The sequence below is a fragment of the Corallibacter vietnamensis genome (assembly GCF_039537875.1).
GTDB lineage: Bacteria > Bacteroidota > Bacteroidia > Flavobacteriales > Flavobacteriaceae > Corallibacter > Corallibacter vietnamensis.
In genome coordinates this window covers 171,655-197,186 of the sequence record NZ_BAABBI010000001.1, presented here as the reverse complement: position 1 = coordinate 197,186, position 25,532 = coordinate 171,655, and the positions used below count along the sequence as shown (strand labels likewise).

The window sequence follows — 25,532 nt, the reverse complement described above, 5'->3', positions numbered from 1 at the left end:
TACATTTACCTCATAAAATGTATTGATGTTTATGAATGTTATTGACTTGTTTTCTGGATGTGGCGGATTGGGATTAGGTTTTAAATGGGCAAATTACAGCACAGTATTAGCAAGTGATATAGATGAAAATTGCGAAAAAACATATACGCATAACTTTCCCAATGTTCCTTTTATTCAAAAGGATTTAAGAGACATATCAACCAAGCAAATACAGGATATTGTTTCAGGAAAATCTATCGATGTTGTGGTTGGAGGACCTCCATGTCAAGGCTTTTCTCTAGCTAATAAAAACAGAAATAAAGTTGAGGACGACCCGAGAAACGAGCTTTTTTATGAGTTTGTTAGAGTGGTGAAAGATTTACAGCCTAAAGCATTTATTATGGAGAATGTAAGAGGTTTGTTATCTATGAAAAAAGGTCAAGTTATTAAACTAATGAAAGAAGCATTTGAAAATGCAGGAATAGGTTATGAGGTAGATTATAAAATTTTATTAGCTTCAGATTATGGCGTGCCTCAAAATAGGCAACGTGTTATTATGATGGGAATAAGAAAAGACTTAAATATCAAGCCAGAATTCCCTAACAAATCTTATTCAAGGCCTGTTACAGTTTGGGAAGCTATCTCTGATTTACCTCAAATTAAAGCCTCTGAAGGAGATGAGAAAATGTCTTATCCAATTGAAGAAGCAAATACTTACCAATCATTTATGAGAACCAAAAGCAAGTCTGTTTTTAATCATGTTGCTATGCGTCATACTCAAAGATTAATAAACAGGTTTCAGGTAATTAAGGCAGGCGAATCTTTAGCTCATGTTTCGCAAGAGCATGCGGCTGTGAAGCGAGGTAATCCAAAAGAAAAATCAAAAATTGTATTTTCTCAAAACAATCAACGGTTGCATGCAAACAAACCTGCGCCTACCATTGCTGCGTCTTTTCAGAGTAATTTTATACATCCTTTTTTACATAGAAACTTTACAGCAAGAGAAGGTGCAAGGCTTCAATCTTTTCCAGATACATTTATTTTTAAAGGAATGCGAACCAAAATGAGTTGGGAAAAAGGTTTGAGTCAGTACCAACAAATAGGAAATGCTGTACCGCCTTTATTAGGATTTGCAATTGCAAAAAAACTTCACGAGTTGTTAGAAGGTTCTAAATTTAAAGAGTCAGATTTTAGGCTGTTTGAAGCGCCTGAATTACAGGAGACTTTTAAAGATTAATTCGGCTGTTTTTTTACTAGCACCTTTACCACCAAGTTTCTTTTCAAGCTCATAATAATTCATGAAAAATTTTGTGCGTTGATATTCGTCAAGTATCTTATCAAGTTCTTTTTTTAGGTTTTTAGAGTTGAAATCATCTTGAATAAGTTCTGTAACAACCTCTTTATTCATAATTAAGTTTACTAACGATATAAACTTTAAGTTGACAATACGTTTTCCTATTTGATAAGATATCCAGCTACCTTTATAGCAAACTACTTGAGGTACTTTGAATAAGGCTGTTTCTAGTGTAGCAGTTCCTGAAGTAACTAGCGCTGCTGTTGAAACGCTTAATAAATCATATGTTTTATTTGATATAAAGTGTACGTTGGAGTTTTTTATAAATTGTTTGTAAAAGCTATATTCTTGACTTGGAGCTCCTGCAATTACAAACTGATAATTAGGATAATCATTTACTAAATTTAACATTACAGAAAGCATTTTTGAAATCTCCTGTTTTCTACTGCCTGGTAGTAAAGCAATAATAGGTTTTTCACTCAATTCATGTTCTGCTCTAAAAGTGTATTCATCAACTTGTGTTCTACCTGCAATAGCATCAATTAAAGGGTGTCCAACAAAAGTAACATCATAATCATAGGTTTTGTAAAAGTCTTTCACAAAAGGTAAAATCACATACATAGCATCAATGTCATGTTTTATGGCTTTTACTCTTCCAGCTCTTGAAGCCCAAACTTGTGGGGAAATGTAGTAATTGGTTTTAAAGTTTTGTTGTTTTGCCCATTTGGCAATGCGTAAATTGAAACCAGAATTATCAATGAAGATAATAACATCAGGTTGGTAGTTTTGAATATCAGTTTTGCAAAACGAGATGTCTTTAAATATTTTAGAAAGATTCATTATAACTTCAGCAAAACCCATAAAAGCACGCTCTTTATAGTGTTTTACTAAAGTACCTCCAACTGCTTGCATAAGATCGCCACCCCAAAATCTAAAATCGGCATTAACATCTTCTTTGTGTAATGCTTTCATTAAATTAGATCCATGTAAATCTCCAGATGCTTCTCCTGCAATAATGTAGTATTTCATGTGTTATTTAAATCTTACAAAAACTTAATTATAAATGTTGCTATAGCTATTAGCACGGTTGCCAAAAGCACACCACGCGCACGATAGTCTTGTTTCTTTTTTATAAAGATAAAGAAAGCTCCTAAATTTAAAATAGCACCAAGGCTAACAAGTTTTCCTAGGAAACCTTCAGCAGAAGCAGATTTTAAAACCGAAATAAAGCCTTCGTCATTTCCTAATATCATACTGGCTAAAAACAACCCGACAGTATTGGCTACAATACCTATGATAAACCCTGTTAAAACTTCTTTTTTAATCATTAAAATCCCAAGTGTTTAATTGTTGAATACTGTGATGTGCAGTTAAATCAAATTGTACCGGAACTACAGAAACGTAGCCGTTTTCTAGCGCCCATTCATCGGTATCTTTTCCTTTATCTAAATTTACAAATTTTCCAGTAAGCCAATAGTAATCTTTACCATGAGGTGTTTGGCGTTTGTCAAACTCTTCTTTCCAGTTGGCTCTAGCTTGCCTACATACTTTAATGCCTTTTATATCTTTTTTACTGATATTAGGAATGTTTACGTTAAGAACAATATCATTAGGAATTCCGTGTTTTAACGCGTTTTTTAAGACCGTTTTAGCTACTTTTTTTGCCGCTGTAAAATCAGCATTATAATTATAATCTAATAAAGAAAAACCAATAGCAGGAATTCCTTCTATGCCTGCCTCAATAGCAGCACTCATTGTTCCTGAATAAATAACATTTATAGACGAATTAGATCCGTGGTTAATTCCTGAAATACAAATATCTGGTTTACGGTCTAAAATTTCATTAATAGCTAGTTTAACACAATCAGCAGGAGTTCCAGAGCAACTATATTCGTTTTTAGAATCATCGTCAATATGCACATGATCTAAATGTAATGTAGAATTTATTGTAATAGCATGACCCATGCCACTTTGCGGACTATCAGGAGCTACTACAACAACATCTCCAATTTCCTTTGCAACACTTATTAAAGCTCTAATTCCAGGAGCGGTTATGCCATCATCATTAGTTACTAAAATCAAAGGTTTTTTTGCCATATTTATGTTCTTTTTTTAGTCTTGCTAAAATACGTATTTTATGTTTGAAACACCTAAATTCTTTGGTTTAACAAAAAATTAGTAGCATTTGGTTTTATTGGCATGGTTTTTTCTTTAATTTAGTGAAAAATAACCCATGCTTTTTTTTAGAATTATGAAAAGGAATTATAAAATATTATTGCTTTTGCTATTACTAGCATTTGCATCCTGTAGTTTTACTGCAAAAACTTTTGAAAACCCAGATAAAGATAAATTGTTGGTTCAAGTGATAACCTATGTTTTAGAGCGAGGTCATTTTGATCCTAAAGATTTAAATGATGATTTTTCAGAGCAAGTTTACTCTCATTATTTAGATCAAATAGATCCGCTTAAGCGTTATTTTTATAAGTCAGATATAGAAGAGTTTGAAAAATATAAAAATCAGTTAGATGATCAATTAAAGGTTTATGACATTTCTTTTTTCAATATTACTCATGAGCGTTTAATTCAGAGAATTGAAGAAGCAAAAGAAATTTATAAAGAGGTTTTAGAAAAGCCTTTTGATTATACTGTTGATGAAGATTTTAATTCTGATTATGAAAAAACAGATTATGTAAAAAACAAAAGGCAAATGAAAGACCGTTGGAGACAACAGCTTAAGTTTACCAATTTACCTAATTATGACGCCTTAATGGAAGAGCAAAAAGCTCTAAAGGATGGAACATTAAAAAATGATTCAGAAAATAAAACTGTTTCAAAAACAACAGAAGAAATAGAACAAGAAGCGCGAGCAGAAACTTTAAAGTCAATAAATATGTACTTTAATGATTATGTAGATGACCTTGAACGTAAAGATTGGTTTTCTATGTTTGTAAATGCTGTTGTTGAAGAATTTGATCCGCACACATTTTATTTTGCACCAGAAGACAAAGATAGATTTGACCAACAAATGTCTGGTAAGTTAGAAGGAATTGGAGCACGCTTACAAAAGCGTATGGATAATACCAAGATTGTAGAACTTATTTCTGGAGGTCCAGCTTGGAGAGGCAAAGAGCTTGAAGTAGGTGATATCATTATGAAAGTTCGTCAAGAAGATGAAGAGCAGCCTGTAAATATTGTAGGTATGCGTCTTGATGATGCAATCAAATTAATCAAAGGCCCAAAAGGAACTAGTGTCATTCTTACTGTAAAAAAAGTAGATGGTAGCATACAAGATATTCAAATCACTAGAGATATTGTTGAGCTAGAAGAAACGTATGCAAAGTCTTCAACAGTTGAAAAAGATGGAAAACGTTTTGGTGTTATTGATTTGCCAAAGTTTTATGTAGATTTTACTGACTATAAAAAACGAAATGCGGCATCAGATATCAAAAAAGAGATAGAGCGCCTAAAAGAAGAAAACATTGAAGGGCTTGTGCTAGATTTAAGAAATAACGGAGGTGGCTCATTACAAACTGTGGTTGATATTGCAGGATTGTTTATAAAAGATGGGCCTGTGGTTCAAGTGCGTTCTACTGGCGAACCAAAAGAGGTTTTAAAAGACACTGATAAGTCTATAGTTTGGGATGGACCATTGGTAATTATGGTAAATGAGTTGTCGGCATCTGCTTCAGAGATTTTAGCTGCTGCGATGCAAGATTATAAGCGTGCTATTATTATTGGAAGTAAGCAAACCTACGGTAAAGGAACTGTTCAAAATGTGCTAGATCTTAACCGAATGGTAAAAAATAATAAAGAAGGCGATTTAGGAGCTTTAAAGTTAACAACACAAAAGTTCTACAGAATTAACGGAGGCTCAACACAGCTAGAAGGTGTAAAAAGTGATGTGGTTGTTCCAGATAGATATAGCTACATTAATGTAGGCGAGAAAGACCAGGATAATCCGTTGCCTTGGGATAAAATAGATGCTGTAGATTATACCAATTGGGAAAATTACTACGACTATGAAAAGGCTATTCAAAATAGTAAAAATAGAATGAGTAAAAATGAGCAGCTTAAACTTATTGATGAAAATGCTAAATGGGTAAAAACTAGAATAGATGAAACAAATCATTCTTTAAATTACTCAAAATATAAAGCTTCATTAAAGCTAAACGAAGAAGAAGCTGAACGTTTTGATAAGATTTCTGACTATAAAACAAATCTTACTTTTGAATCTTTGCCTTACGAAAAAGACCTATTTGTTCAAGACACAATTCTTAAAGAAAAAAGAACACGTTGGCACCAGAGCTTAAGTCAAGATGTTTATATAGAAGAAGCCTTAAATGTGCTTAACGATTTAAAAATGTCTTATACTATAAAAAAAGTAGCAAACATCAAAGATTAATAATATCAATGAGTCATACATCAAACTCATTAGGCCAATTAGCGCTCCTGAAGTTCAAACAAAACTTCTGGGGCGTTTTTAGTTTTGGTTTTATTACTGTTGTTGGGTTAATATCAATATTTGCTTATGCATTTGCTCCAGACAATTCACAGCATGCAAACCAGATGCACTTGTCTATACATTCTAAAAAGCCAGGTTTTACGGTGAATATGCTAACTATGCCTGCAATGATTGAATCTAATCAGTCAAGTATTAGTAAATTATTTTTTGGTAAAAAAGATGTTCAAACCGAAATTCCAATTTCAGATTATCGCCTTGAAGGAGATAATCTTTTTTACACGGAATTTACTTCAGATGGATTGCAAGGTATTGAGAAACATGTAGTTTTGAATAAGACAGTAACAGCTAATGATGTCATAAAAGAAAAAACCTTTTGGTTTGGTACAGATAAGTATGGTCGAGATATGTTAAGCCGAATTTTAGTAGGAGCTAGAATTTCTTTTTTTATAGGGTTTGTGGCGGTTTTTATCTCATTAGTAGTTGGTGTTTTTATGGGGAGTTTAGCAGGTTATTATGGTGGAAAATGGGATGCATTTATTATGTGGATTATAAATGTAACTTGGTCTATACCTACTTTGTTATTGGTTATAGCAATTACATTAGCTCTAGGAAAAGGGTTTTGGCAGGTCTTTATTGCAGTGGGCTTAACAATGTGGGTTGAAGTGGCAAGAGTGGTGCGCGGACAAATTATTAGCGTTAAAGAAATGCAATATGTTACTGCGGCAAGAGCTTTAGGATACACAGATTTTAGAATTATCACAAAGCATATACTGCCTAATATTTTAGCGCCAGTTATTGTGATTTCAGCAGCCAATTTTGCTGCGGCTATATTGATAGAAAGCGGGTTGAGTTTTTTAGGAATTGGGGCACAACCACCTATGGCTAGTTGGGGCGCTATGATAAAAGATCACTACAACTATATTATTCTAGGAAAACCATATTTAGCGCTTATCCCAGGTTTTTGTATTATGAGTTTGGTAATGGCTTTTATGTTGATTGGTAATGCTTTAAGAGATGCGCTAGATGTGAAGCATTGAGAATGTAATTCTAAAAATAAAAAAGCAATTATTACAACAGGAAATTTGTTAGTTTATGTTTTGGTTAATGTTAGAAATGTAATTTAAAACATCATCTTTTCCAATGTTTTTAGAAGATGAGGTTACAAAATAATTTGGCATTTCTACCCAAGTTTCAAGCATGATGTTCTTGTAGTCTTCTATATGGCGTTCAATAGCTTGAGGCTTTAATTTATCGGCTTTAGTAAATATAATAGAGAAAGGAATGTTGTTTTCTCCCATCCAAGCCATAAATTCTAAATCAATAGGTTGTGGTTTGTGTCTGATATCAACTAAAACAAACGCAGAAACTAATTGTTCGCGTTTGCTGAAATACTCGGTGATAAACTTTTGAAATGTTTTTTTTGAGCTTTTAGAAACACGTGCATATCCATAACCAGGTAAGTCAACCAAATACCAGTTCTTGTTTATTATAAAATGATTTATAAGTTGAGTTTTTCCCGGTTTTCCAGAGGTTTTAGCTAGACTTTTTCGGCTAGTTAACATGTTTATTAATGATGATTTTCCAACGTTGCTTCGCCCTATAAACGCATATTCAGGTAATGCATTTTTAGGACATTTTTCTACGTCAGAATTACTCATTACAAATTCAGCCGATTTTATTTCCATGAAGATTTCTTTTTTTACGTTTTAAAAACCTCTTTTAGAGAGCCAGTTTTCTAATAAATTATTAAATTCTTCAGGATGTTCCATCATTGCGGCATGTCCACATTTGTCAATCCAGTATAAGTCAGAATCCGGTAAAAGCTCGTTAAACTCTTCAGCAACTTCAGGAGGAGTTACTGTGTCATTTTTTCCCCAAATAATACAGGTTGGTGTATTCATTTTAGGTAAATCAGCAGCCATATTATGACGAATGGCGCTTTTTGCAATGGCTAATGTTTTTATTAATTTGTTTCTGTCATTTACTGTTTCGTAAACTTCATCTACAATTTCTTTTGTAGCTACTTCTGGGTCATAAAAAACATCTTGTGCTTTCTTTTTTATAACGTCATAATCACTGCGTTTGGTATAACCGCTGCCCATTGCACTTTCATAAAGTCCAGAACTACCTGTTATAATTAATGCTTTAACTTTTTCAGGAAAAAGCTTTGTGTGGTATAAGCCTATGTGTCCGCCTAATGAGTTTCCTAAAAGAATAACTTGGTCAAAGCCTTTAAATTCAATAAAATCGTGTAGATATTTAGCAAAACTCTTAACATTGGTTTTAAGTAAAGACATGGTGTAGATTGGTAATTCAGGAACCAAAATCTTGTAGCCCTTCTCGCTAAAATTTCTTGTAACAGAATCAAAGTTGCTTAATCCGCCCATTAACCCGTGTAAAACAATGATTGGTGTGCCTTCTCCAACTTCAATATAACTAAAGTTTTTCTCTTTTTTTAAACGATGCGTCATTAACTAATTAGTCTATTTCATTAAAAACAAATATAGGTAAATCATTGTTAATATTTCGATAATAATTAAACGGCATTTTAAAGAATCAAATTATACATGTTAATAAGTAATTGGTAGAAAGAATTTTTTTGTTTAATCTATTGATTTGTAGTGTTTAACTGTGTTTTCAGCTTTTTTGCATGTTACGTTTCCTTGTTTTGAGAAAAAATTTATCAACAAAGTGGTATAATGTGGTAAAAAGTGGTATATTTTTCAATATATTTGAAACTTAATCGTTATAACTATATAAAATCGCTTTGAGCTCATTAATAGGAACATACGAATGTAAGGTTGACGCAAAAGGAAGGCTAATGCTTCCTGCTGCGCTAAAAAAGCAACTTGCTCCTGTGCTTCAAAATGGATTTGTATTAAAGCGAGCTGTTTTTCAGCCGTGTCTAGAATTGTATCCTATGGAGCAATGGGAAACGCTTATGCAGCGAGTGAATAAGTTGAACAGATTTAAGAAAAAGAACAATGATTTTATTCGTCGTTTTACAGCGGGAGTAAAAATAATTGAGGTAGATGTTACTGGTCGTGTTTTGATTCCAAAAGACTTAATTGGGTTTGCTGGTATCTCAAAAGAGATTGTGGTGTCGTCCTCTATTGATATCCTTGAGATATGGGATAAAGATAAGTATGAGCAGGCTATTGATGATGCTATGGGAGATTTTGCAGATTTAGCTGAAGAAGTAATGGGACAAGACGATGACGATGGAATATCATAATCCAGTATTATTAAAAGAAACCGTTGATGGTTTAAATATAAATCCTGATGGTGTTTATGTAGATGTGACTTTTGGTGGTGGCGGACACAGTAAGGAGATATTAAGTAGGTTGAGTGAGAAAGGGCGATTGTTTGCTTTTGATCAGGATCCAGATGCATTACAAAATAAGATAGATGACGAGCGTTTTACGCTTATACATGAAAACTTTAGATACTTAAAAAGGTTTTTGAGGTTTTATGGTGTTAAAGAAGTTGATGGTGTTTTAGGAGATTTTGGAGTTTCGTCGCATCAATTTGATGTGGCAGAACGAGGGTTTTCTACCAGGTTTGAGGCGGATCTTGATATGAGAATGAATCAACAAAGTGCTTTGTCGGCATATCATGTGGTAAACGATTATGCTGAAGAGCAAATTCGTCAGGTTTTGTGGCAGTATGGTGAGTTGAGGCAGGCACCTGCGATGGCGAGAGTTATTGTTGAGTCTAGAGAAAATGAGCCAATAAAAACTAGTGAGCAGTTAAAGGATGTTTTAAAGCGCTTTTTGCAGCGCAAAAAAGAAAATAAAGTGTTGGCACAGATTTATCAGGCTATTCGTATAGAGGTAAATCAGGAAATAGAAGTTTTAAAGGAGTTTTTATTGCAAACACCAGAAGTGTTGAAAAAAGGTGGGAGATTAAGTGTGATATCGTACCATTCTTTAGAAGATAGATTGGTAAAACGATTTATAAGAAACGGTATGTTTGAGGGAGAGCCAGAAAGAGATGTGTTTGGGAATTTTGAAGTGCCATTAAAGAAGGTTGGGCGTTTAATTGTGCCAACTAGTGATGAGATAAAAATAAATAATAGAGCAAGAAGTGCAAAACTTCGTATTGCTGAAAAGTTATAAATGAAGCGTAGTGTCTATAACATATTAAAAGGAACATTTTTAGTAAGTGATGATGCTTTTAAAAACTGGCGAATGATTTTGTTTATTTCAGTTTTAGCAATTGTTATGATAGCGAGTTCGCATAGTGCTGATAGAAAGGTGCATTTGATAGCAAAGCTTAATAATGAGGTGAAAGAACTTCGTTCGGCATTTGTAGAAGGAAGAGGAAAGTTGATGCGGCTTAAAAAAGAATCAACGGTGGAAATTAAGATGAAAGAAAAAGGAATTGTTCTTTCTGAAATACCACCAACAAAAATTAAAGTAAAATCTAAAAATTGAGTTCAACTTGGCAGTAAACGAGAAGAACATATTAAACCGATTGTATTTTGTGGCAGGATGTATGTTCATCTTCGCACTTCTCGTTGTGTTTAAATTATTGTCTATTCAATTTGTTCAGGGAGATAAGTATCGAAAATTAGCAGATAAGCGTTTGATTAAAGATGTGGTTATCCCGGCTAATAGGGGTAATGTATATTCGGTGGGAGGTAATTTGTTGGCAACATCAATCCCAAAATATGATATTCGTATTGATGCCTTGACACCGTCAGCAGAAACTTTTGAGGAATATTTAAAACCGCTTTCAGATTCGTTAGCTGCTTACAGTGGTAAGTCTAGTTCTTATTATCAAAAGCAAATAAGGAAAGCGCGAGCTTATAAAAATAGATATCATCTGTTAGCAAGAAATATAGGGTATTCAGATTATTTGCGTATCCGAAATTTTCCGTTGTTAAATCTTGGTGCTTATAAAGGAGGTTTGATAGTTGAGCAAACAACCAAGCGAGAATACCCAATGGGAGGTGTTGCTCATAGATCTATCGGTTATGAGCGTTTTGATGATAAAGGGAATGTAACCAGAGCAGGTATTGATGGTGCTTTTGGCGATAAGTATTTGCGAGGTAAAGACGGTAAGAGGTTGAAGCAAAGTATTGGCAAGGGACAATGGAAGCCAATCGCAGATTATAATCAAGTAGAGCCAAAAGATGGTTACGATGTGTATACAACTATAAGTACAAATATTCAGGATATAGCCCATAATTCATTGTTGCAACAGTTGGAGTATTATGAGGCTGAACATGGGTGTGTGGTTGTTATGGAAGTGGCTACAGGAGAGATTAGAGCTATTTCAAATTTAGGAAGAACAAGTAAGGGAACTTACTATGAAAAATTGAATTATGCTGTAGGTGAATCTCATGAGCCTGGTTCTACGTTTAAAACTATGGCGTTAATGGCAGCTTTAGAGGATAAAATTGTAGATACGGCAACAGTTATAGATACAAAAAAAGGTAGGAAACATTTTTACGGTCGTACTATTACAGATTCTAAACATGGTGGTTATGGAAAAATATCTGTGGCTAGAGCTCTAGAGGTGTCTTCAAATATAGGAATAGCAACTATTATAGACGAAGGGTATTCAAAACAACCAGAAAAATTTATAAATCGTCTTAAAGCTTGGAAACTTAATGAGGTGTTAGGCGTTTCTATTTTAGGGGAAGGCAAGCCAGTTATACCGGAGCCAGGCCATAAAATATGGAGTAAAAACGCATTGCCGTCTATGGCTTATGGGTATAATATGGAGTTGACACCGCTTCAAACATTAGCTTTTTATAATGCTATAGCTAATAATGGAGTTTTGGTAAAACCTAGGTTTATTAAAGAAGTAAGAGAGCTGAATAAGGAGGTTGAGGTTTTTGATAGAGAGGTAATTAATGAAAAAATATGTTCTGATAAGACTCTAAAAGAGATTCAGGAGATATTAAAAAATGTGGTTGAGCGTGGTACTGGAAAGTCTTTGTATTCACCATATTTTTCAATGGCAGGTAAAACAGGAACTGCAAAGTCCGAATATTGGATGAGTGATTGGGAGGATAAGCCGAGATATGTTTCCTCTTTTGCGGGATATTTTCCTGCGGATAACCCTAAATATTCTTGTATTGTGGTTATTCATAAGCCAAGTATAAAGAAAGGATATTATGGGGCAGATGTATCTGGTCCTGTTTTTAAGCGTGTGGCTCAAAAAATATTTACAGATACACCAATAATTGATGAGGTGAAATCATTAGAGGTTAATAATGATGATGTAAGTAAAGAGTTTGATGGGTATTATGAAACAGCGCAAACTTACAGAACTATTATGCCTAATGTAACAGGATTGCCACTTATGGATGCAATAACATTGTTAGAAAACATGCAAGTTGATGTAAAGGTAAAAGTGTTAGGGAATGGAGTGGTAACATCTCAATCAGTAGATAAAGGAGTTAAGTTGAAAGATAAGCAAACCGTTGTGTTAAAAGCATCATGATGAATTTAAAAGACATATTATACAAAGTAACCTTAAACGCAGTTGTAGGGAATACATCGGTGTCTATTAATGGTATCCATTTTGATTCTAGAAAGATTGTTAAAGGAGATGTGTTTGTTGCGGTAAAAGGAACTGTGTCTGATGGTCATGAATTTATAGATGCAGCAATTTCGCAAGGGGCAACTGTGATTGTTTGTGAGGTATTGCCTAAAAATAATGTTGCTGGAGTTACGTATGTAGAAGTAGAGAACTCATCTATGGCTTTGGCTATAATGGCTTCAAATTATTACGGTAATCCATCTGAAAACTTAAAGTTAATTGGTGTTACAGGAACAAATGGAAAAACAACCATTGCATCTTTATTATATCAGTTGTTTAAAAACGCTGGCTATAAAGTTGGGCTTTTGTCTACTGTAAAAATTATGGTTGATAATAAAACATATCAAGCTACTCATACAACGCCAGATTCTTTAACTATAAACAGGTATTTAAAAGAAATGAATGATGAAGGTGTTGAGTTTTGCTTTATGGAGGTAAGCTCACATGGAATTCATCAAAATAGAACAGAAGGATTGCGTTTTGAAGGCGGTATTTTTACAAATCTATCACATGATCATTTAGATTATCATGAAACATTTGCAGAATATCGGGATGTGAAAAAACGTTTTTTTGATCAGTTGCCAACAACTGCTTTTGCATTAGTAAATACTGATGATAAAAATGGTGAGATTATGGTGCAAAACACCAAAGCAAAAAAAATCACCTATGCATTAAAAGGCTATGCAAATTACAAAGCGCAGATTTTAGAAAATCAGTTTAGTGGTTTACTTCTTAAGGTAAATGATAGTGAGGTTTGGACGCGATTAATAGGAAGTTTTAATGCGTATAATATCTTGGCGATTTTTGCAACAGCAGAACTTTTAGGTCTGGAAAAGGTTGAGGTTTTAAGGTTGATAAGTGAGCTTGAAAGTGTTGCAGGGCGTTTTCAGTATGCTATTTCTGATGACAAAATCACAGCTATAGTTGATTATGCTCATACTCCAGATGCGCTTAAAAATGTTCTTGAAACCATTAATAGTATTCGTACAAAAAACGAAGAATTAATTACGGTAGTAGGTTGTGGAGGGAATAGAGATAAAACCAAGCGTCCTAAAATGGGGCACATTGCATCGGCATTAAGTACAAAAGTCATTTTCACAAGTGATAATCCTAGGAATGAACACCCTGAAGCTATTATAGAAGATGTAGAAGCTGGTGTTGAACCTCAAAATTTCAAAAAAGTTATATCAATCACTGATAGAAAACAAGCTATAAAAACAGCTTGTCAAATGGCGCAATCAAATGATATTATTCTAATAGCTGGAAAAGGGCATGAGACGTATCAGGAGATTAGTGGTGAGCGTTTCGATTTTGATGATTTTAAAATAGTAAGAGAATTTTTAAAGCAATTACAAAAATAATATGCTGTATTACGTATTCGAATATTTAGAAAAACATTACCAATTTCCGGGAGCATCGCTTTTTGGGTTTTTAACCTTTAGGGCGGCTATGGCAATTATATTGTCGTTGCTGATTTCAACCATATTTGGGCGTCGTATCATTCGTTTTTTGCAAAAACAACAAGTAGGAGAGACTATTAGAGATTTAGGTTTAGAAGGGCAAGTAGAGAAAGCGGGTACACCTACTATGGGTGGTATCATAATTATTTTGGCAACCCTAATTCCTGTGTTGCTTTTTGCAAAACTTGAAAACATTTATATCATTTTATTGGTTGTGACCACGCTTTGGATGGGTGTTATTGGTTTTATAGATGATTACATTAAAAAATTTAAAAACGATAAAGAAGGTTTAAAAGGCAGGTTTAAAGTATTAGGGCAAGTTGGTTTAGGAATTATTGTAGGAGCAACTCTATATTTTAATCAAGATGTTACTATCAAGGAGAAATTGCCTGTAGCGCAACAGCAAGAAATACTGGCTCAAAACCCAGATGTTGAGGCGTCAAAGTTGTTCAAGCCAGAAGAAAAGTCAACCAAAACAACCATTCCTTTTGTTAAGTCAAATGAGTTTGATTATGCAAACTTGATTACTTGGATTAGTCCAGATTTGGCAAAGTATGCATGGGTTATTTTCATTTTAGCGGCTATATTCATAATAACTGCAGTGTCTAATGGCGCTAACTTAACAGATGGTATAGATGGATTAGCAGCAGGAACATCGGCTATTATAGTACTTACGTTAGGGATTTTTGCTTGGGTTTCAGGTAATATTATTTTTTCAGAATACCTTAATATAATGTACATACCAAGGGTTGAGGAAATCACAATTTATATTGCAGCATTTGTAGGTGCGTTAATAGGTTTTTTATGGTACAACACATATCCTGCTCAAGTGTTTATGGGAGATACTGGGAGTTTAACAATTGGTGGTGTTATTGCGGTTATTGCTATTGCGGTACGAAAAGAATGGTTGATACCTGTATTGTGCGGTATTTTTCTAGCAGAAAACCTATCGGTAGTTATGCAGGTAAGCTACTTTAAATACACTAAAAAGAAATATGGCGAAGGTAAGCGTATTTTCAAAATGTCGCCTTTGCATCATCATTATCAAAAATCTGGATATCATGAAAGTAAAATTGTTACCAGGTTTTGGATTGTAGGCATTCTATTGGCCATATTAACAATAGTGACATTGAAAATAAGATAGATGAAACAATTAGTGGTTTTAGGAGGTGGAGAAAGTGGCATTGGTACTGCGCTTTTAGGAAAGGCAAAAGGCTACAATGTATTTGTTTCTGATAAAGGAAAAATTAAACAGAAATATAAAGAAGTTCTTATACATAATGAGATTGAATGGGAAGAAGAAATGCATACAGAAGCACGTATTCTTGATGCTGATTTAATCATGAAAAGTCCGGGTATTCCTGAAAAGGCACCTATGGTGAAACATATCAGAGAATGCGGTATTGAGGTGGTTTCAGAGATTGAATTCGCATCAAAATATACCAATGCAACTATAGTAGGTATTACAGGAAGTAATGGAAAAACAACAACAGCTAGCTTAACACATCATATTCTTAAACAAGAACTTGAAGTGGGTTTAGCAGGTAATATTGGAGATAGTTTTGCCAAGCAAGTGCTTGATAGTGATTATAAAAACTATGTGCTAGAGATAAGTAGTTTTCAGCTAGATGACATTGCTACTTTTAAGCCTAATATCGCTATCATAACCAATATCACGCCTGATCATTTGGATAGATATAATTACCAATTTGAAAACTATATCGCTTCAAAATTCCGAATAGCGATGAATCAAACAGAAGACGACTATTTGATTTATGACGCCGACGACGAAGTAATAACCAATTGGCTAAAGGCTAACCCAGTAAAATCAACATTATTGCCATTTTCATTAACCAAAAAGGTTGATAATGGCGCGTATTTAGAAGATAAAATAATTAAAATAACAATAGATAATAACCAAATAGATATGCCAACATCAAATTTAGCATTAGAAGGTAAACACAATGTAAAGAATGCTATGGCTGCTTCGACGGTAGCGCATTTATTAAAAATAAGAAAACAAACAATTAGAGAAAGTCTAGAAAACTTTCACGGCGTAGAACATCGTTTAGAGCCTGTATTAAAAATTAATAAAGTGCAGTATATAAACGATTCTAAAGCAACCAATGTCAATGCTACGTACTATGCTTTAGAAAGCATGGATAGGCCAACAGTATGGATTGTTGGAGGTGAAGATAAAGGAAATAATTATCAAGAGTTGTTTTCTTTTGTAAATGAAAAAGTAAAGGCAATTATTTGTCTTGGAGTAAATAACGAAAAGCTTTTAGAGAATTTTAGCTCTATGGTTGATGTTATTGTGGAAACACAATTCATGACTGAAGCTGTTAAAATAGCATACAAATTAGCTGAAGCAGGTGATAATGTTTTATTATCTCCAGCTTGTGCAAGTTTTGATTTGTTTGAAAATTATGAAGATAGAGGGCGTCAATTTAAAGATGCTGTTAGAAACTTATAAGAAATTAAAATTTCATGCAATCTGTTTTTAAAAACATAAAGGGTGATCGATTAATATGGGCTATTGCTGCGTTGTTGGCAATATTCTCATTTCTTCCTGTTTATAGTGCGGCTAGTAATTTGGCGTATGTAGGAGGTAATGCCAGTACCTTTAGTTCTTTTGCAAAACATTTTATGCATTTGTTTTTAGGGTTTGCTATTATGTTTGGTGTTCATAAAATACCTTACAGATATTTTAGAGGGCTGTCTATGGTTATGATTCCTGTGGTTTTGGTTTTGTTGGTGTTAACCATGTTACAAGGAACAACAATAGAAGGCGCTAATGCTAGTAGATGGATTCAAATTCCTATTGTAAATATGTCTTTTCAAACATCAACGTTGGCATCTGTGGTGCTAATGGTTTATGTGGCAAGATATATGTCTAAAATTAAAGATGAAAAAATAACTTTTAAAGAGTCTATTTTGCCGCTTTGGTTGCCTGTGTTTTTGGTGTTAATTATGATATTACCCGCAAACTTTTCTACAGCTGCAATTATCTTTTTAATGGTGTTGATGTTAGTTTTTTTAGGAGGATATCCAATACGATATTTAGCAGTAATTATAGGAGCAGGCGTTTTGGGTTTGACAATGTTTATATTGGTAGCAAAGGCTTTTCCGGATGCTATGCCAAACAGGGTTGATACTTGGATGAGTAGGATTGAAAACTTTTCTAATGGTGAAGATACTGAAGAAGACTATCAAATAGAAAAGGCTAAAATAGCTATTGCATCTGGACAAATACGAGGTTTAGGACCAGGAAAAAGTCTTCAGAAAAACTATCTGCCACAATCTTCTTCTGATTTCATTTTTGCGATTATAGTAGAAGAATACGGGTTAATAGGAGGCTTTATATTAATGCTTTTTTATCTCTGGCTACTGTTTAGAATTGTTATAGTGTCTCAAAAAGCTGATACCATTTTTGGTAAATTGTTAGTATTGGGAGTTGGTTTGCCTATTGTATTTCAGGCATTGATAAATATGGCTGTTGCAGTAGAGCTGTTTCCTGTAACAGGGCAAACCTTGCCGTTAATAAGTAGTGGAGGAACATCTATTTGGATGACGTGTTTGTCAATAGGCATCATATTGAGCGTTAGTGCCAAACGAGAAGAAATTAAAGAACAAAAAACACAAGAAGACAATCCGTTAGAAGTATTGTCTGAAACAATATAATGAGCGCATATAAAATCATATTATCAGGAGGTGGAACAGGTGGTCATATCTATCCGGCTATTGCGATTGCTAATGAGTTAAAGTCGCGATTCCCTGATGCTAAGTTTTTATTTGTTGGAGCCAAGGATAAAATGGAGATGGAGAAAGTTCCACAAGCAGGTTATCAAATAGAAGGGCTTTGGATTTCTGGTATTCAGCGTGAGTTAACACTGAAAAATTTAAGTTTCCCATTTAAGCTAGTAAGTAGTTTATTGAGAGCAAGAAAAATTGTAAACTATTTTAAGCCTGATATAGCAATAGGTACTGGCGGATTTGCTAGCGGACCATTATTGCAAATTGCAACTACAAAAAAAATTCCTAGTTTAATTCAGGAACAGAATTCTTATCCAGGAATTACAAATAAGTTGCTTTCTAAAAAGGCTAATAAAATATGTGTTGCTTATGATGGACTTGAGCGTTTTTTTCCTGAAAACAAGATTGTAAAAACAGGAAACCCTGTAAGGCAGGATTTGCTAGATGTAGATACAAAAAGAGAAGAAGCAATTAAGGCTTTTTCTTTAAAAAGTGACAAGAAAACGTTACTTGTTTTAGGAGGTAGTTTAGGGGCGAGACAAATAAATAAGCTAATAAAAAAGGAACTCGATTTTATACAAACTCATAATATGCAGGTTATTTGGCAATGCGGAAAACTGTATTATGATAAGTACAAAATTTATAACAATACAAAAGATGTTCAGGTGCATGCTTTTATAAATAATATGGATTATGCTTATGCCGCTGCAGATGTTATTATTTCTAGAGCAGGAGCCATTTCTGTTTCAGAATTATGTATTGTAGGAAAGCCAGTGGTTTTTATTCCTTCGCCAAATGTGGCAGAGGATCATCAAACAAAAAATGCGCTTTCGGTTGTTGAAAAGCAAGCGGGAATTATGATAAAAGAAGCTGATTTAGAGGTTGATTTTCAAAATAAATTTTCTCAATTAATGGCTTCTCCAGAAAAACAAGCTGAACTGTCAAAAAATATTAAAAGTTTAGCATTGGTCAACGCTACAAAAGAAATTGTTGATGAAGTTGAAAAATTATTAAAAAAGTAAATGAATTTAAATAACATACATAACGTATATTTTATTGGAATAGGTGGTGTTGGTATGAGTGCATTGGCGCGATATTTCCATGCTAATAATAAGCGTGTGTCTGGTTATGATAAAACACAAACAGAGATAACAAATGCACTTGTTGATATGGGTGTTTCTGTGCATTTTAATGATTCGATAAGTAATATAGATACGCAGCAATTACAGGTAGATAATACGCTAGTGGTGTTTACACCAGCGGTGCCAAACACCCATAAAGAGTTGAGTTTCTTTTTAGATAATGGGTATCAAGTTATGAAGCGATCTAAAGTATTAGGTCTAATAACTGAAAACACCTTTTGTTTAGCTGTTGCGGGTACGCATGGTAAAACAACTACAACAAGTATTCTAGGGCATTTAATGAATTGTTGTGATGTGCCTGTTACGGCATTTTTAGGAGGAATAAGTGAGAATTACAATTCTAATTTAATTTTGAAAGGAACCGATGTTTCAGTAGTTGAAGCTGATGAATTTGATCGTTCATTCTTAACGTTGTCTCCAGATATTGCTTGTATAACGTCTATGGATGCTGATCATTTAGATATTTATGGTGACGCTTCAGAATTAAAAAAATCATTTCAAGATTTTGCTGGAAAAATAAAACCTAACGGAAAATTATTCGTTAAAAATGGGTTACCATTACAGGGTGTTACTTACGGCATTGAAGACGATGCAGATTATAGCGTGCAAAATATTAAAATTGACAATGGAGCCTATGTTTTTGATGTGAAAACACCAAAAACAATAATAAAAGATATTCAATTTAACCTACCAGGTAGACATAATTTGTCAAATGCGTTAATAGCCTTGGCAATGGCTGCTGAATACGGCTGCCCTCACTTACAGCTTGCCAAGGCATTAGCGTCTTACAAAGGGGTTAAGAGGCGATTTTCATATCATATTAAAACTGATGATTTGGTTTATATAGATGATTATGCACATCATCCGGAAGAGATAAATGCTGTTTATCAAGCTGTTCGCGAAATGTATCCAGGTAAAAAGGTGTTAGCTATATTTCAGCCTCATTTGTTTAGTAGAACAAGAGACTTTGTAGATGAGTTTGCAGCTAGTTTATCGCAGTTTGATGAGTTAATGTTGCTAGATATATATCCGGCGAGAGAGCTTGCAATAGATGGCGTGACGTCACAATGGTTATTGGGTAAAATTAATAATGAAACAAAAAAAATAATCTCTAAAAAAGAGCTTATTAATGAAATAAAGAAAAGCAAAGCACAAGTTGTTTTAACAATAGGTGCTGGAGATATAGGAGAGGAAGTAAAACACATAAAACAAGCTTTACAAGTTGCAAGTTAATTGGAATTACATAAAAATGTTTTTACTACTAGTACTAGTAGTGTTTCTTTTTGCATTTGCATCAGGTAGAAATAATGTAAGAAAAATTTCTAATCCTATTGTAGAATTTAAAGGGGATAACAATCTATTTATAACGCAAGAGGCTGTTAGTAAATTGTTAATACAAAATCAACAAGAGGCTAAAAACACATCTAAAGAAACCTTAGATTTGAATGATTTAGAAGCTGCCCTAAATTCTAATCCAATGATAAAGTCTGCTGATGTCTATGTGTCTGTAAACGGGATGCTTAAGGCGGAAGTGGAACAAAAAAAACCAATAGCACGTGTGCACTCTGAAGCATCATATTATATCGATGAGCAGGGAGGCTACATGCCATTGTCATCAAATTATTCAGCCAGAGTTCCGCTTGTAACAGGTGCTGTTGATAAAAATAATTTATCAGATGTTTTTAAAGTGGCGCAAAAAATTCAAAATGATGCGTTTTTAAAAACACATGTAATAGAGGTTTATCAAGATGAATCAAAAGGTATTTTTTTAAAATTAAGACAATATCGTTTTACAGTGCAATTAGGAAATCTAAATAATTTAGATAAAAAAATAAATAATTTAAAAGCATTCTATAAAAAGGCATTAAAAGATAAAAAGCTTAATGCTTATTCAAATGTGAATTTGAAATTTGATAGTCAAGTTGTCTGTACTAAAGCGTAAACTATGGAAAATAATATAGCAATAGGATTAGATATAGGAACCACAAAAATTGTGGCTATGATAGGTAGGAAAAATGAGTACGGAAAGGTAGAGATTTTAGGAATAGGAAAATCTAAAAGCCTTGGTGTACATCGTGGTGTTGTAAATAATATAACCCAAACCATTCAATCTATACAACTAGCAGTTCAAGAAGCTGAAGCTGCATCTCAAGTAAAAATAGAAGAAGTAACAGTAGGAATTGCAGGACAACACATACGTAGTTTACAACATAGTGATTATATAACAAGACCAAACTCTGAATTAGTAATAGATGAGAGTGATATAGAACGTCTTATTAATCAAGTGCACAAACTTGTTATGTTACCTGGAGAAGAAATTATACATGTACTACCTCAAGAACATAAAATAGATGGTCAAGCCGAAATAAAAGAACCAGTTGGTATGTACGGCGGAAGACTAGAAGCTAATTTCCATGTTGTAGTTGGGCAAGTTTCATCTATTAGAAACATAGGTCGTTGTGTGAAAAGTGCTGGCTTAAACCTTGAAGGTATCACACTAGAGCCGCTAGCATCTGCAAATGCCGTTTTAAGTCAAGAAGAAAAAGAAGCAGGTGTTGCATTAGTTGACATTGGTGGTGGGACTACCGATTTAGCAATCTTTAAAGACGGAATTATTCGCCATACGGCTGTAATTCCTTTTGGAGGCAATGTTATAACAGAAGACATAAAAGAAGGATGTTCTATTATAGAAAAACAAGCAGAGCTATTAAAAATTAAATTCGGTTCCGCTTGGCCTGGAGAAAACAAAGAAAACGAAATTGTATCAATACCAGGATTACGAGGGCGTGAACCAAAAGAGATTACTCTAAAAAATCTGTCAAAAATAATTCATGCTCGTGTTGTAGAAATTATTGAACAAGTATACGTTGAAATAAAAAATTACGGACACGAAGAGCAAAAAAAGAAGCTTATAGCAGGTATTGTACTTACTGGAGGTGGAGCTCAATTAAAACATTTAAAACAACTTGTAGAATATATTACAGGGATGGATACCAGAATTGGATATCCAAATGAGCATTTAGCAGGTGATAGCGATGATGAAATAACAAGTCCGCTATTTGCTACAGCTGTTGGTTTGGTTATGGATGGTTTAAAACGTCAAGAACGAAAAAAACTAGAAATAATAGAAGAAGAGCAACAAGCTATAATAGAAGAAGAAACCAATGATGAAACAGTGCAGGAAGAAGAAATAGTTAAACCAAAACCTAAACGACAATCATTTTTAGATAAACTTACAGAGCGTGTAAAAGATTTTCTTGATAACGCAGAATAAACAAAATAGAATAAAAAGTAAAAACCGATAAATTAGAATTTATGAGCAGCAACGAAGAATTCGAAACCAATATTTCATTTGATTTGCCAAAAAATCAATCAAATGTTATTAAAGTTATTGGTGTTGGCGGTGGTGGTAGCAACGCTATCAATCACATGTTTCAACAAGGCATAAAAGGTGTAGATTTTGTCATTTGTAATACAGATGCACAAGCACTTCAAAATAGTGGTGTACCAAATAAAATACAGTTAGGTGTTAATTTAACTGAAGGTTTGGGTGCAGGAGCAAATCCAGAAATTGGAGAAAAATCAGCCGTAGAAAGCGTAGAAGACATTCAGCGTATGTTAGACACAAACACTAAAATGGTGTTTATCACAGCTGGAATGGGTGGTGGAACCGGAACCGGAGCTGCACCTATAATTGCTAAAATGGCTAAAGATTTAGATATCCTAACTGTAGGTATTGTAACAATGCCATTTCAGTTTGAAGGAAAAATGAGAAATCAACAAGCCCAAATAGGTATTGAAAAACTACGTGATGTTGTAGATTCTTTGGTTGTTATTAATAATAATAAACTTCGAGAAGTTTATGGAAACCTTGGTTTTAAAGCAGGATTCTCAAAAGCAGACGAAGTGTTATCTACCGCTGCTCGTGGTATTGCAGAAGTTATTACTCATCACTACACACAAAACATCGATTTACGTGATGCCAAAACTGTATTAAGTAATAGCGGAACTGCAATTATGGGATCTTCTACTGCAGCAGGACAAAATAGAGCACATGAAGCTATAAGAAAAGCATTAGATTCGCCATTACTTAATGATAATAAAATTACTGGAGCTAAAAACGTATTGTTGCTTATCGTTTCTGGTACCCAAGAAATTACTATTGATGAAATAGGAGAAATTAACGATCATATTCAAGATGAAGCCGGTCATGGAGCTAACATTATTATGGGTGTTGGTGAAGATGAGTCTTTAGAAGAATCTATAGCTGTTACAATTATTGCAACGGGTTTTGACATAGATCAACAAGACGAAATTTCTAATACTGAAATAAAAAAGGTGATTCACGCGTTAGAAGATGACAAGCCATTAGAACAAGATCTAACAAAAAAAGAAAGTGATCCAGTTATTATAACACCAAACATTGAGTTAGAGAAAAAGGAAGAAGTTCCAGTAGTAAAACATACATTAGATATTGATGACTACGAAGAACTTCAAAGCCCGAAAGACACTGTTGTAACACCAGAAAAACCATCTGATATTGTAAAAACAACCGAAACAATAAAAGATATTAATGTTGTTTATGATGAAGTGTTAAATGTAAATGAAGATGATTTTGTTATAACACCTGCAAAACATGAAAATACTGTTGATAATACTAATGAAATTCAAGAGGAAGAACAGCAAATCACATTAACGTTTGATATGCCAATCCATGAAGACACAATAGAGGAAAAAACAGAAAAAGAAGACTTTGTAATTCATGATTTAGACGAAAGTATAAAAAAGCTTCCTGTTAATGATCATGTAGAGGTTATACCAGTAACAGAATCTAATAAATCAGGAGAGATTCGTTATGCTTTAGATGATTATGAGGAGACATCACAACCTCATAACGCTAGTAGAAAGCAAGAGAAAACAATTGAAATAGAGCAGAATCTAGATAAAGAAATTGTTTTTGAAAAGAAAGTAGTTGCTCCTGAAGTTGTTGAAGATGCAACTAGTGAAGAAATAGACCCAATGAATAGCCCTATTTCTGACATGCTTAAAGAACGAGCAGAAGAACGTAGGCGTAAAATGAAAGACTTTAACTATAAGTTCAACAATTCAAAAATTGATGACATAGAAAAAGTTCCAGCATATAAACGCCAAGGAGTAAACCTTGATCAAGTTCAGCATTCATCAGAAGCAAATATGTCTGGTACAAGTATTAGTGTTGATGATAATGATGATATTCAATTAAGAAATAATAACTCTTTTTTACATGATAATGTAGACTAGAATTTACAAGTAAGTTTAGTGTTTAAGCTTCATGAAATCCCGAATAGCTAATTACAGTTTATTCGGGTTTTCTTTTTTATCTTCGCATAATAAATTACAAGTTATGAGTTTACAACAAGATGTTATGACAGCTATGAAAGCTGCAATGAAAGATAAAAATCAAACAGCGTTAACAGCTTTAAGAGCTGTGAAATCTGCTATTTTACTAGCGCAAACAGAAAATGGTGCATCAGGTGACTTAACAGAAGAAAATGAGCTTAAAATGCTTCAAAAATTAGTAAAGCAAAGAAAAGATAGCGCTGCTATATATTTAGAACAAGGTCGTGAAGATTTAGCTCAACCAGAACTTGATGAGGCAGAAGTGATTAGTCAGTTTTTACCCGAAGCTTTAAGCGAAGAAGAAATTGAAAAAGTAGTTGTAGCAGCCATTGATAATTCTGGAGCAGATGGCATGAAAGATATGGGGAAAGTTATGGGAATAGTAAGTAAAGAGCTTGCTGGAAAAGCAGATGGAAAAACTATTTCATCAATAGTAAAAGCAAAATTAGCTGAATAAATCTATAAGGTGAATTTCTAATAAATTAGAAATTTGAGGCCTCGTAGTTCAACTGGATAGAATATCAGATTTCGGCTCTGAGGGTTAGGGGTTCGAATCCCTTCGAGGTCACGAATGAATATTAAAGCTGCATATTAAAAATCATGCAGCTTTAATGTTTTTTATAAATAGTTTTAGTAAGATGTTAGTATGTGTTTAGTTTATGATAGAACTCCCAGATTTACCTAACGAAACATTAATAATGTTAGCTATTTTGCTAATAGCTTTGGTGTTTTTAGTTTTTTATGCCATTGTTAATATGATTGATATGGTTTATGTTATGTATGCTAAAAGACCACTTTATAGGTTTTTGATGCCTCCTTTTAGCAAGCTTTCAAAACCTCACTTAAAAGTTTTAGAGACGCAATTTCCTTTTTATAGTAAACTTTCTCAAAAGAATAAACGTGTATTTCAGCACCGTTTAGCAAAATTTATAAAACGTAAAAATATTGTAGGGCGTGACGGATTAGTTGTAAATGATGATATGATTGTTTTAATATCTGCAACATCAATTATGCTAACACTAGGGTTTAGAGATTATGCTTTAAGAGGTGTAAAGCATATTATAGTTTATCCATCAATATTTTATTCAAACACTAATGAATCACATCATAAAGGTGAATACAATCCAAAACTAGAGACGCTTGTTTTTTCTTGGGAACATTTTTTAGAAGGATACGATGTAACCAATGATAATTTAAATTTAGGAATTCATGAGTTTGCTCATGCAATTCATTTAAATAGCTTAAAAAACAAAGATGTAAGTGCTACTATATTTGTAGATGGTTTTAGTAAGCTTACAGCGATGTTATCAGACAATAAGTCCTTAAAAAATAGATTGATTAGTTCAGAGTATTTTAGAGACTATGCCTTTACTAATCAATTTGAATTCATTGCGGTTCTTATTGAAAATTTTATAGAGACACCGCAAGAATTCAAAAGTCAGTTTCCAAGCATTTACGTTAGTATAAAGCAAATGCTCAATTTTAATTTTAAAGGATATTAAGTG

The 25,532-nt window shown here is 33.6% G+C and carries 23 protein-coding genes and 1 tRNA gene; 19 read left to right on the top strand and 5 right to left on the bottom strand.

Annotated features, from left to right (window positions below; translation table 11 throughout):
• Nucleotides 1-31 precede the first annotated feature (31 nt).
• Nucleotides 32-1,216 carry a DNA cytosine methyltransferase gene (locus ABD690_RS00975; RefSeq protein WP_344726126.1) on the top strand — a complete coding sequence of 395 codons (1,185 nt, stop codon included), beginning with the start codon at nucleotides 32-34 and terminating at the stop codon, nucleotides 1,214-1,216.
• Here ABD690_RS00975 and lpxB read toward each other — a convergent pair.
• Genes lpxB through surE form a run of 3 tightly spaced genes read right to left on the bottom strand, consistent with a single transcriptional unit; the run spans nucleotide 1,193 to nucleotide 3,370 of the window.
• The gene (gene lpxB / locus ABD690_RS00970) at nucleotides 1,193-2,302 is read right to left on the bottom strand and encodes a lipid-A-disaccharide synthase (RefSeq protein ID WP_344726124.1); all 1,110 of its coding nucleotides are present in this window, start codon (nucleotides 2,300-2,302) and stop codon (nucleotides 1,193-1,195) included. The two genes, ABD690_RS00975 and lpxB, sit on opposite strands and share 24 nt — an antisense overlap.
• A gap of 14 nt (nucleotides 2,303-2,316) precedes the next feature.
• Nucleotides 2,317-2,601: a hypothetical protein gene (locus ABD690_RS00965; protein WP_344726122.1), complete on the bottom strand. Its 285-nt coding sequence runs from the start codon at nucleotides 2,599-2,601 to the stop codon at nucleotides 2,317-2,319.
• The gene (gene surE / locus ABD690_RS00960) at nucleotides 2,594-3,370 is read right to left on the bottom strand and encodes a 5'/3'-nucleotidase SurE (protein ID WP_344726120.1); all 777 of its coding nucleotides are present in this window, start codon (nucleotides 3,368-3,370) and stop codon (nucleotides 2,594-2,596) included. The genes ABD690_RS00965 and surE overlap by 8 nt, the downstream gene beginning before the upstream one ends.
• 154 nt (nucleotides 3,371-3,524) lie before the next feature.
• Between surE and ABD690_RS00955 the strand changes: the two genes are divergently transcribed.
• The gene (locus ABD690_RS00955; RefSeq protein ID WP_344726118.1) at nucleotides 3,525-5,675 is read left to right on the top strand and encodes a carboxy terminal-processing peptidase; all 2,151 of its coding nucleotides are present in this window, start codon (nucleotides 3,525-3,527) and stop codon (nucleotides 5,673-5,675) included.
• Nucleotides 5,676-5,683: 8 nt separating this feature from the next.
• A complete protein-coding gene (locus tag ABD690_RS00950) occupies nucleotides 5,684-6,772 on the top strand; it encodes an ABC transporter permease (protein WP_344726116.1) in 1,089 nt (362 codons plus the stop codon).
• Nucleotides 6,773-6,820: 48 nt separating this feature from the next.
• On the opposite strand, the gene yihA is transcribed toward ABD690_RS00950, so the two are convergent.
• Both yihA and ABD690_RS00940 read right to left on the bottom strand, forming a co-directional pair.
• Complete coding sequence (gene yihA, locus ABD690_RS00945; RefSeq protein WP_344726114.1) at nucleotides 6,821-7,420, bottom strand: ribosome biogenesis GTP-binding protein YihA/YsxC; 600 nt, start codon at nucleotides 7,418-7,420, stop codon at nucleotides 6,821-6,823.
• Nucleotides 7,421-7,441: 21 nt separating this feature from the next.
• Nucleotides 7,442-8,206 carry an alpha/beta fold hydrolase gene (locus ABD690_RS00940; protein WP_344726112.1) on the bottom strand — a complete coding sequence of 255 codons (765 nt, stop codon included), beginning with the start codon at nucleotides 8,204-8,206 and terminating at the stop codon, nucleotides 7,442-7,444.
• 296 nt (nucleotides 8,207-8,502) lie between these two features.
• Here ABD690_RS00940 and mraZ point away from each other — a divergent pair, with 296 nt between their 5' ends.
• The 16 genes from mraZ (at nucleotide 8,503) to ABD690_RS00860 (ending at nucleotide 25,529) form a co-directional block, all read left to right on the top strand.
• Nucleotides 8,503-8,970 (top strand): division/cell wall cluster transcriptional repressor MraZ, encoded by a 468-nt coding sequence (mraZ, locus tag ABD690_RS00935; RefSeq protein WP_344726111.1) that lies wholly within the window; start codon nucleotides 8,503-8,505, stop codon nucleotides 8,968-8,970.
• The gene (gene rsmH / locus ABD690_RS00930) at nucleotides 8,957-9,853 is read left to right on the top strand and encodes a 16S rRNA (cytosine(1402)-N(4))-methyltransferase RsmH (RefSeq protein WP_344726109.1); all 897 of its coding nucleotides are present in this window, start codon (nucleotides 8,957-8,959) and stop codon (nucleotides 9,851-9,853) included. Before mraZ ends, rsmH begins: the two co-directional genes overlap by 14 nt.
• The gene (locus ABD690_RS00925) at nucleotides 9,854-10,171 is read left to right on the top strand and encodes an FtsL-like putative cell division protein (protein ID WP_344726107.1); all 318 of its coding nucleotides are present in this window, start codon (nucleotides 9,854-9,856) and stop codon (nucleotides 10,169-10,171) included.
• 61 nt (nucleotides 10,172-10,232) lie between these two features.
• The gene (locus ABD690_RS00920; protein WP_344729265.1) at nucleotides 10,233-12,191 is read left to right on the top strand and encodes a penicillin-binding protein; all 1,959 of its coding nucleotides are present in this window, start codon (nucleotides 10,233-10,235) and stop codon (nucleotides 12,189-12,191) included.
• Entirely contained in the window at nucleotides 12,188-13,651 is a 1,464-nt protein-coding gene (locus ABD690_RS00915) for a UDP-N-acetylmuramoyl-L-alanyl-D-glutamate--2,6-diaminopimelate ligase (RefSeq protein WP_344726105.1), read from the top strand. Before ABD690_RS00920 ends, ABD690_RS00915 begins: the two co-directional genes overlap by 4 nt.
• A 1-nt stretch (nucleotide 13,652) precedes the next feature.
• Nucleotides 13,653-14,894, top strand: a complete 1,242-nt coding sequence (gene mraY / locus ABD690_RS00910; protein ID WP_344726103.1) for a phospho-N-acetylmuramoyl-pentapeptide-transferase — start codon at nucleotides 13,653-13,655, stop codon at nucleotides 14,892-14,894.
• Nucleotides 14,895-16,226 carry a UDP-N-acetylmuramoyl-L-alanine--D-glutamate ligase gene (gene murD, locus ABD690_RS00905; protein ID WP_344726101.1) on the top strand — a complete coding sequence of 444 codons (1,332 nt, stop codon included), beginning with the start codon at nucleotides 14,895-14,897 and terminating at the stop codon, nucleotides 16,224-16,226.
• Nucleotides 16,227-16,240: 14 nt separating this feature from the next.
• A complete protein-coding gene (locus ABD690_RS00900) occupies nucleotides 16,241-17,434 on the top strand; it encodes an FtsW/RodA/SpoVE family cell cycle protein (RefSeq protein ID WP_344726099.1) in 1,194 nt (397 codons plus the stop codon).
• Entirely contained in the window at nucleotides 17,434-18,528 is a 1,095-nt protein-coding gene (gene murG, locus ABD690_RS00895; RefSeq protein ID WP_344726097.1) for an undecaprenyldiphospho-muramoylpentapeptide beta-N-acetylglucosaminyltransferase, read from the top strand. Before ABD690_RS00900 ends, murG begins: the two co-directional genes overlap by 1 nt.
• Complete coding sequence (gene murC, locus ABD690_RS00890; RefSeq protein ID WP_344726095.1) at nucleotides 18,529-19,881, top strand: UDP-N-acetylmuramate--L-alanine ligase; 1,353 nt, start codon at nucleotides 18,529-18,531, stop codon at nucleotides 19,879-19,881.
• Nucleotides 19,882-19,897: 16 nt separating this feature from the next.
• On the top strand, nucleotides 19,898-20,590 hold the full coding sequence (locus ABD690_RS00885) for a cell division protein FtsQ/DivIB (protein ID WP_344726093.1): 693 nt from the start codon (nucleotides 19,898-19,900) through the stop codon (nucleotides 20,588-20,590).
• Nucleotides 20,591-20,593: 3 nt separating this feature from the next.
• Complete coding sequence (ftsA, locus tag ABD690_RS00880; RefSeq protein ID WP_344726091.1) at nucleotides 20,594-21,922, top strand: cell division protein FtsA; 1,329 nt, start codon at nucleotides 20,594-20,596, stop codon at nucleotides 21,920-21,922.
• Nucleotides 21,923-21,963: 41 nt separating this feature from the next.
• Nucleotides 21,964-23,928 (top strand): cell division protein FtsZ, encoded by a 1,965-nt coding sequence (gene ftsZ, locus ABD690_RS00875; RefSeq protein ID WP_344726089.1) that lies wholly within the window; start codon nucleotides 21,964-21,966, stop codon nucleotides 23,926-23,928.
• A gap of 103 nt (nucleotides 23,929-24,031) precedes the next feature.
• Nucleotides 24,032-24,484 carry a GatB/YqeY domain-containing protein gene (locus ABD690_RS00870; RefSeq protein WP_344726087.1) on the top strand — a complete coding sequence of 151 codons (453 nt, stop codon included), beginning with the start codon at nucleotides 24,032-24,034 and terminating at the stop codon, nucleotides 24,482-24,484.
• A 37-nt stretch (nucleotides 24,485-24,521) separates the two neighbouring features.
• Nucleotides 24,522-24,595, top strand: a tRNA-Arg gene (locus tag ABD690_RS00865).
• 91 nt (nucleotides 24,596-24,686) lie between these two features.
• Entirely contained in the window at nucleotides 24,687-25,529 is an 843-nt protein-coding gene (locus ABD690_RS00860) for a zinc-dependent peptidase (protein ID WP_344726085.1), read from the top strand.
• Nucleotides 25,530-25,532: the final 3 nt, after the last annotated feature.

Coding starts and splice junctions, on each gene's coding strand:
- murC (WP_344726095.1), top strand. CDS start 18,529: ATGAATTTAAATAACATACATAACGTATATTTTATTGGAATAGGTGGT.
- ABD690_RS00920 (WP_344729265.1), top strand. CDS start 10,233: ATGTTCATCTTCGCACTTCTCGTTGTGTTTAAATTATTGTCTATTCAA.
- ABD690_RS00975 (WP_344726126.1), top strand. CDS start 32: ATGAATGTTATTGACTTGTTTTCTGGATGTGGCGGATTGGGATTAGGT.
- ABD690_RS00885 (WP_344726093.1), top strand. CDS start 19,898: ATGTTTTTACTACTAGTACTAGTAGTGTTTCTTTTTGCATTTGCATCA.
- ftsZ (WP_344726089.1), top strand. CDS start 21,964: ATGAGCAGCAACGAAGAATTCGAAACCAATATTTCATTTGATTTGCCA.
- ABD690_RS00965 (WP_344726122.1), bottom strand. CDS start 2,601: ATGATTAAAAAAGAAGTTTTAACAGGGTTTATCATAGGTATTGTAGCC.
- surE (WP_344726120.1), bottom strand. CDS start 3,370: ATGGCAAAAAAACCTTTGATTTTAGTAACTAATGATGATGGCATAACC.
- murD (WP_344726101.1), top strand. CDS start 14,895: ATGAAACAATTAGTGGTTTTAGGAGGTGGAGAAAGTGGCATTGGTACT.
- rsmH (WP_344726109.1), top strand. CDS start 8,957: ATGGAATATCATAATCCAGTATTATTAAAAGAAACCGTTGATGGTTTA.
- ABD690_RS00925 (WP_344726107.1), top strand. CDS start 9,854: ATGAAGCGTAGTGTCTATAACATATTAAAAGGAACATTTTTAGTAAGT.
- ABD690_RS00900 (WP_344726099.1), top strand. CDS start 16,241: ATGCAATCTGTTTTTAAAAACATAAAGGGTGATCGATTAATATGGGCT.
- ABD690_RS00860 (WP_344726085.1), top strand. CDS start 24,687: ATGATAGAACTCCCAGATTTACCTAACGAAACATTAATAATGTTAGCT.
- ABD690_RS00955 (WP_344726118.1), top strand. CDS start 3,525: ATGAAAAGGAATTATAAAATATTATTGCTTTTGCTATTACTAGCATTT.
- ABD690_RS00940 (WP_344726112.1), bottom strand. CDS start 8,206: ATGACGCATCGTTTAAAAAAAGAGAAAAACTTTAGTTATATTGAAGTT.
- mraY (WP_344726103.1), top strand. CDS start 13,653: ATGCTGTATTACGTATTCGAATATTTAGAAAAACATTACCAATTTCCG.
- murG (WP_344726097.1), top strand. CDS start 17,434: ATGAGCGCATATAAAATCATATTATCAGGAGGTGGAACAGGTGGTCAT.
- yihA (WP_344726114.1), bottom strand. CDS start 7,420: ATGGAAATAAAATCGGCTGAATTTGTAATGAGTAATTCTGACGTAGAA.
- ABD690_RS00915 (WP_344726105.1), top strand. CDS start 12,188: ATGATGAATTTAAAAGACATATTATACAAAGTAACCTTAAACGCAGTT.
- ABD690_RS00950 (WP_344726116.1), top strand. CDS start 5,684: ATGAGTCATACATCAAACTCATTAGGCCAATTAGCGCTCCTGAAGTTC.
- ABD690_RS00870 (WP_344726087.1), top strand. CDS start 24,032: ATGAGTTTACAACAAGATGTTATGACAGCTATGAAAGCTGCAATGAAA.
- ftsA (WP_344726091.1), top strand. CDS start 20,594: ATGGAAAATAATATAGCAATAGGATTAGATATAGGAACCACAAAAATT.
- lpxB (WP_344726124.1), bottom strand. CDS start 2,302: ATGAAATACTACATTATTGCAGGAGAAGCATCTGGAGATTTACATGGA.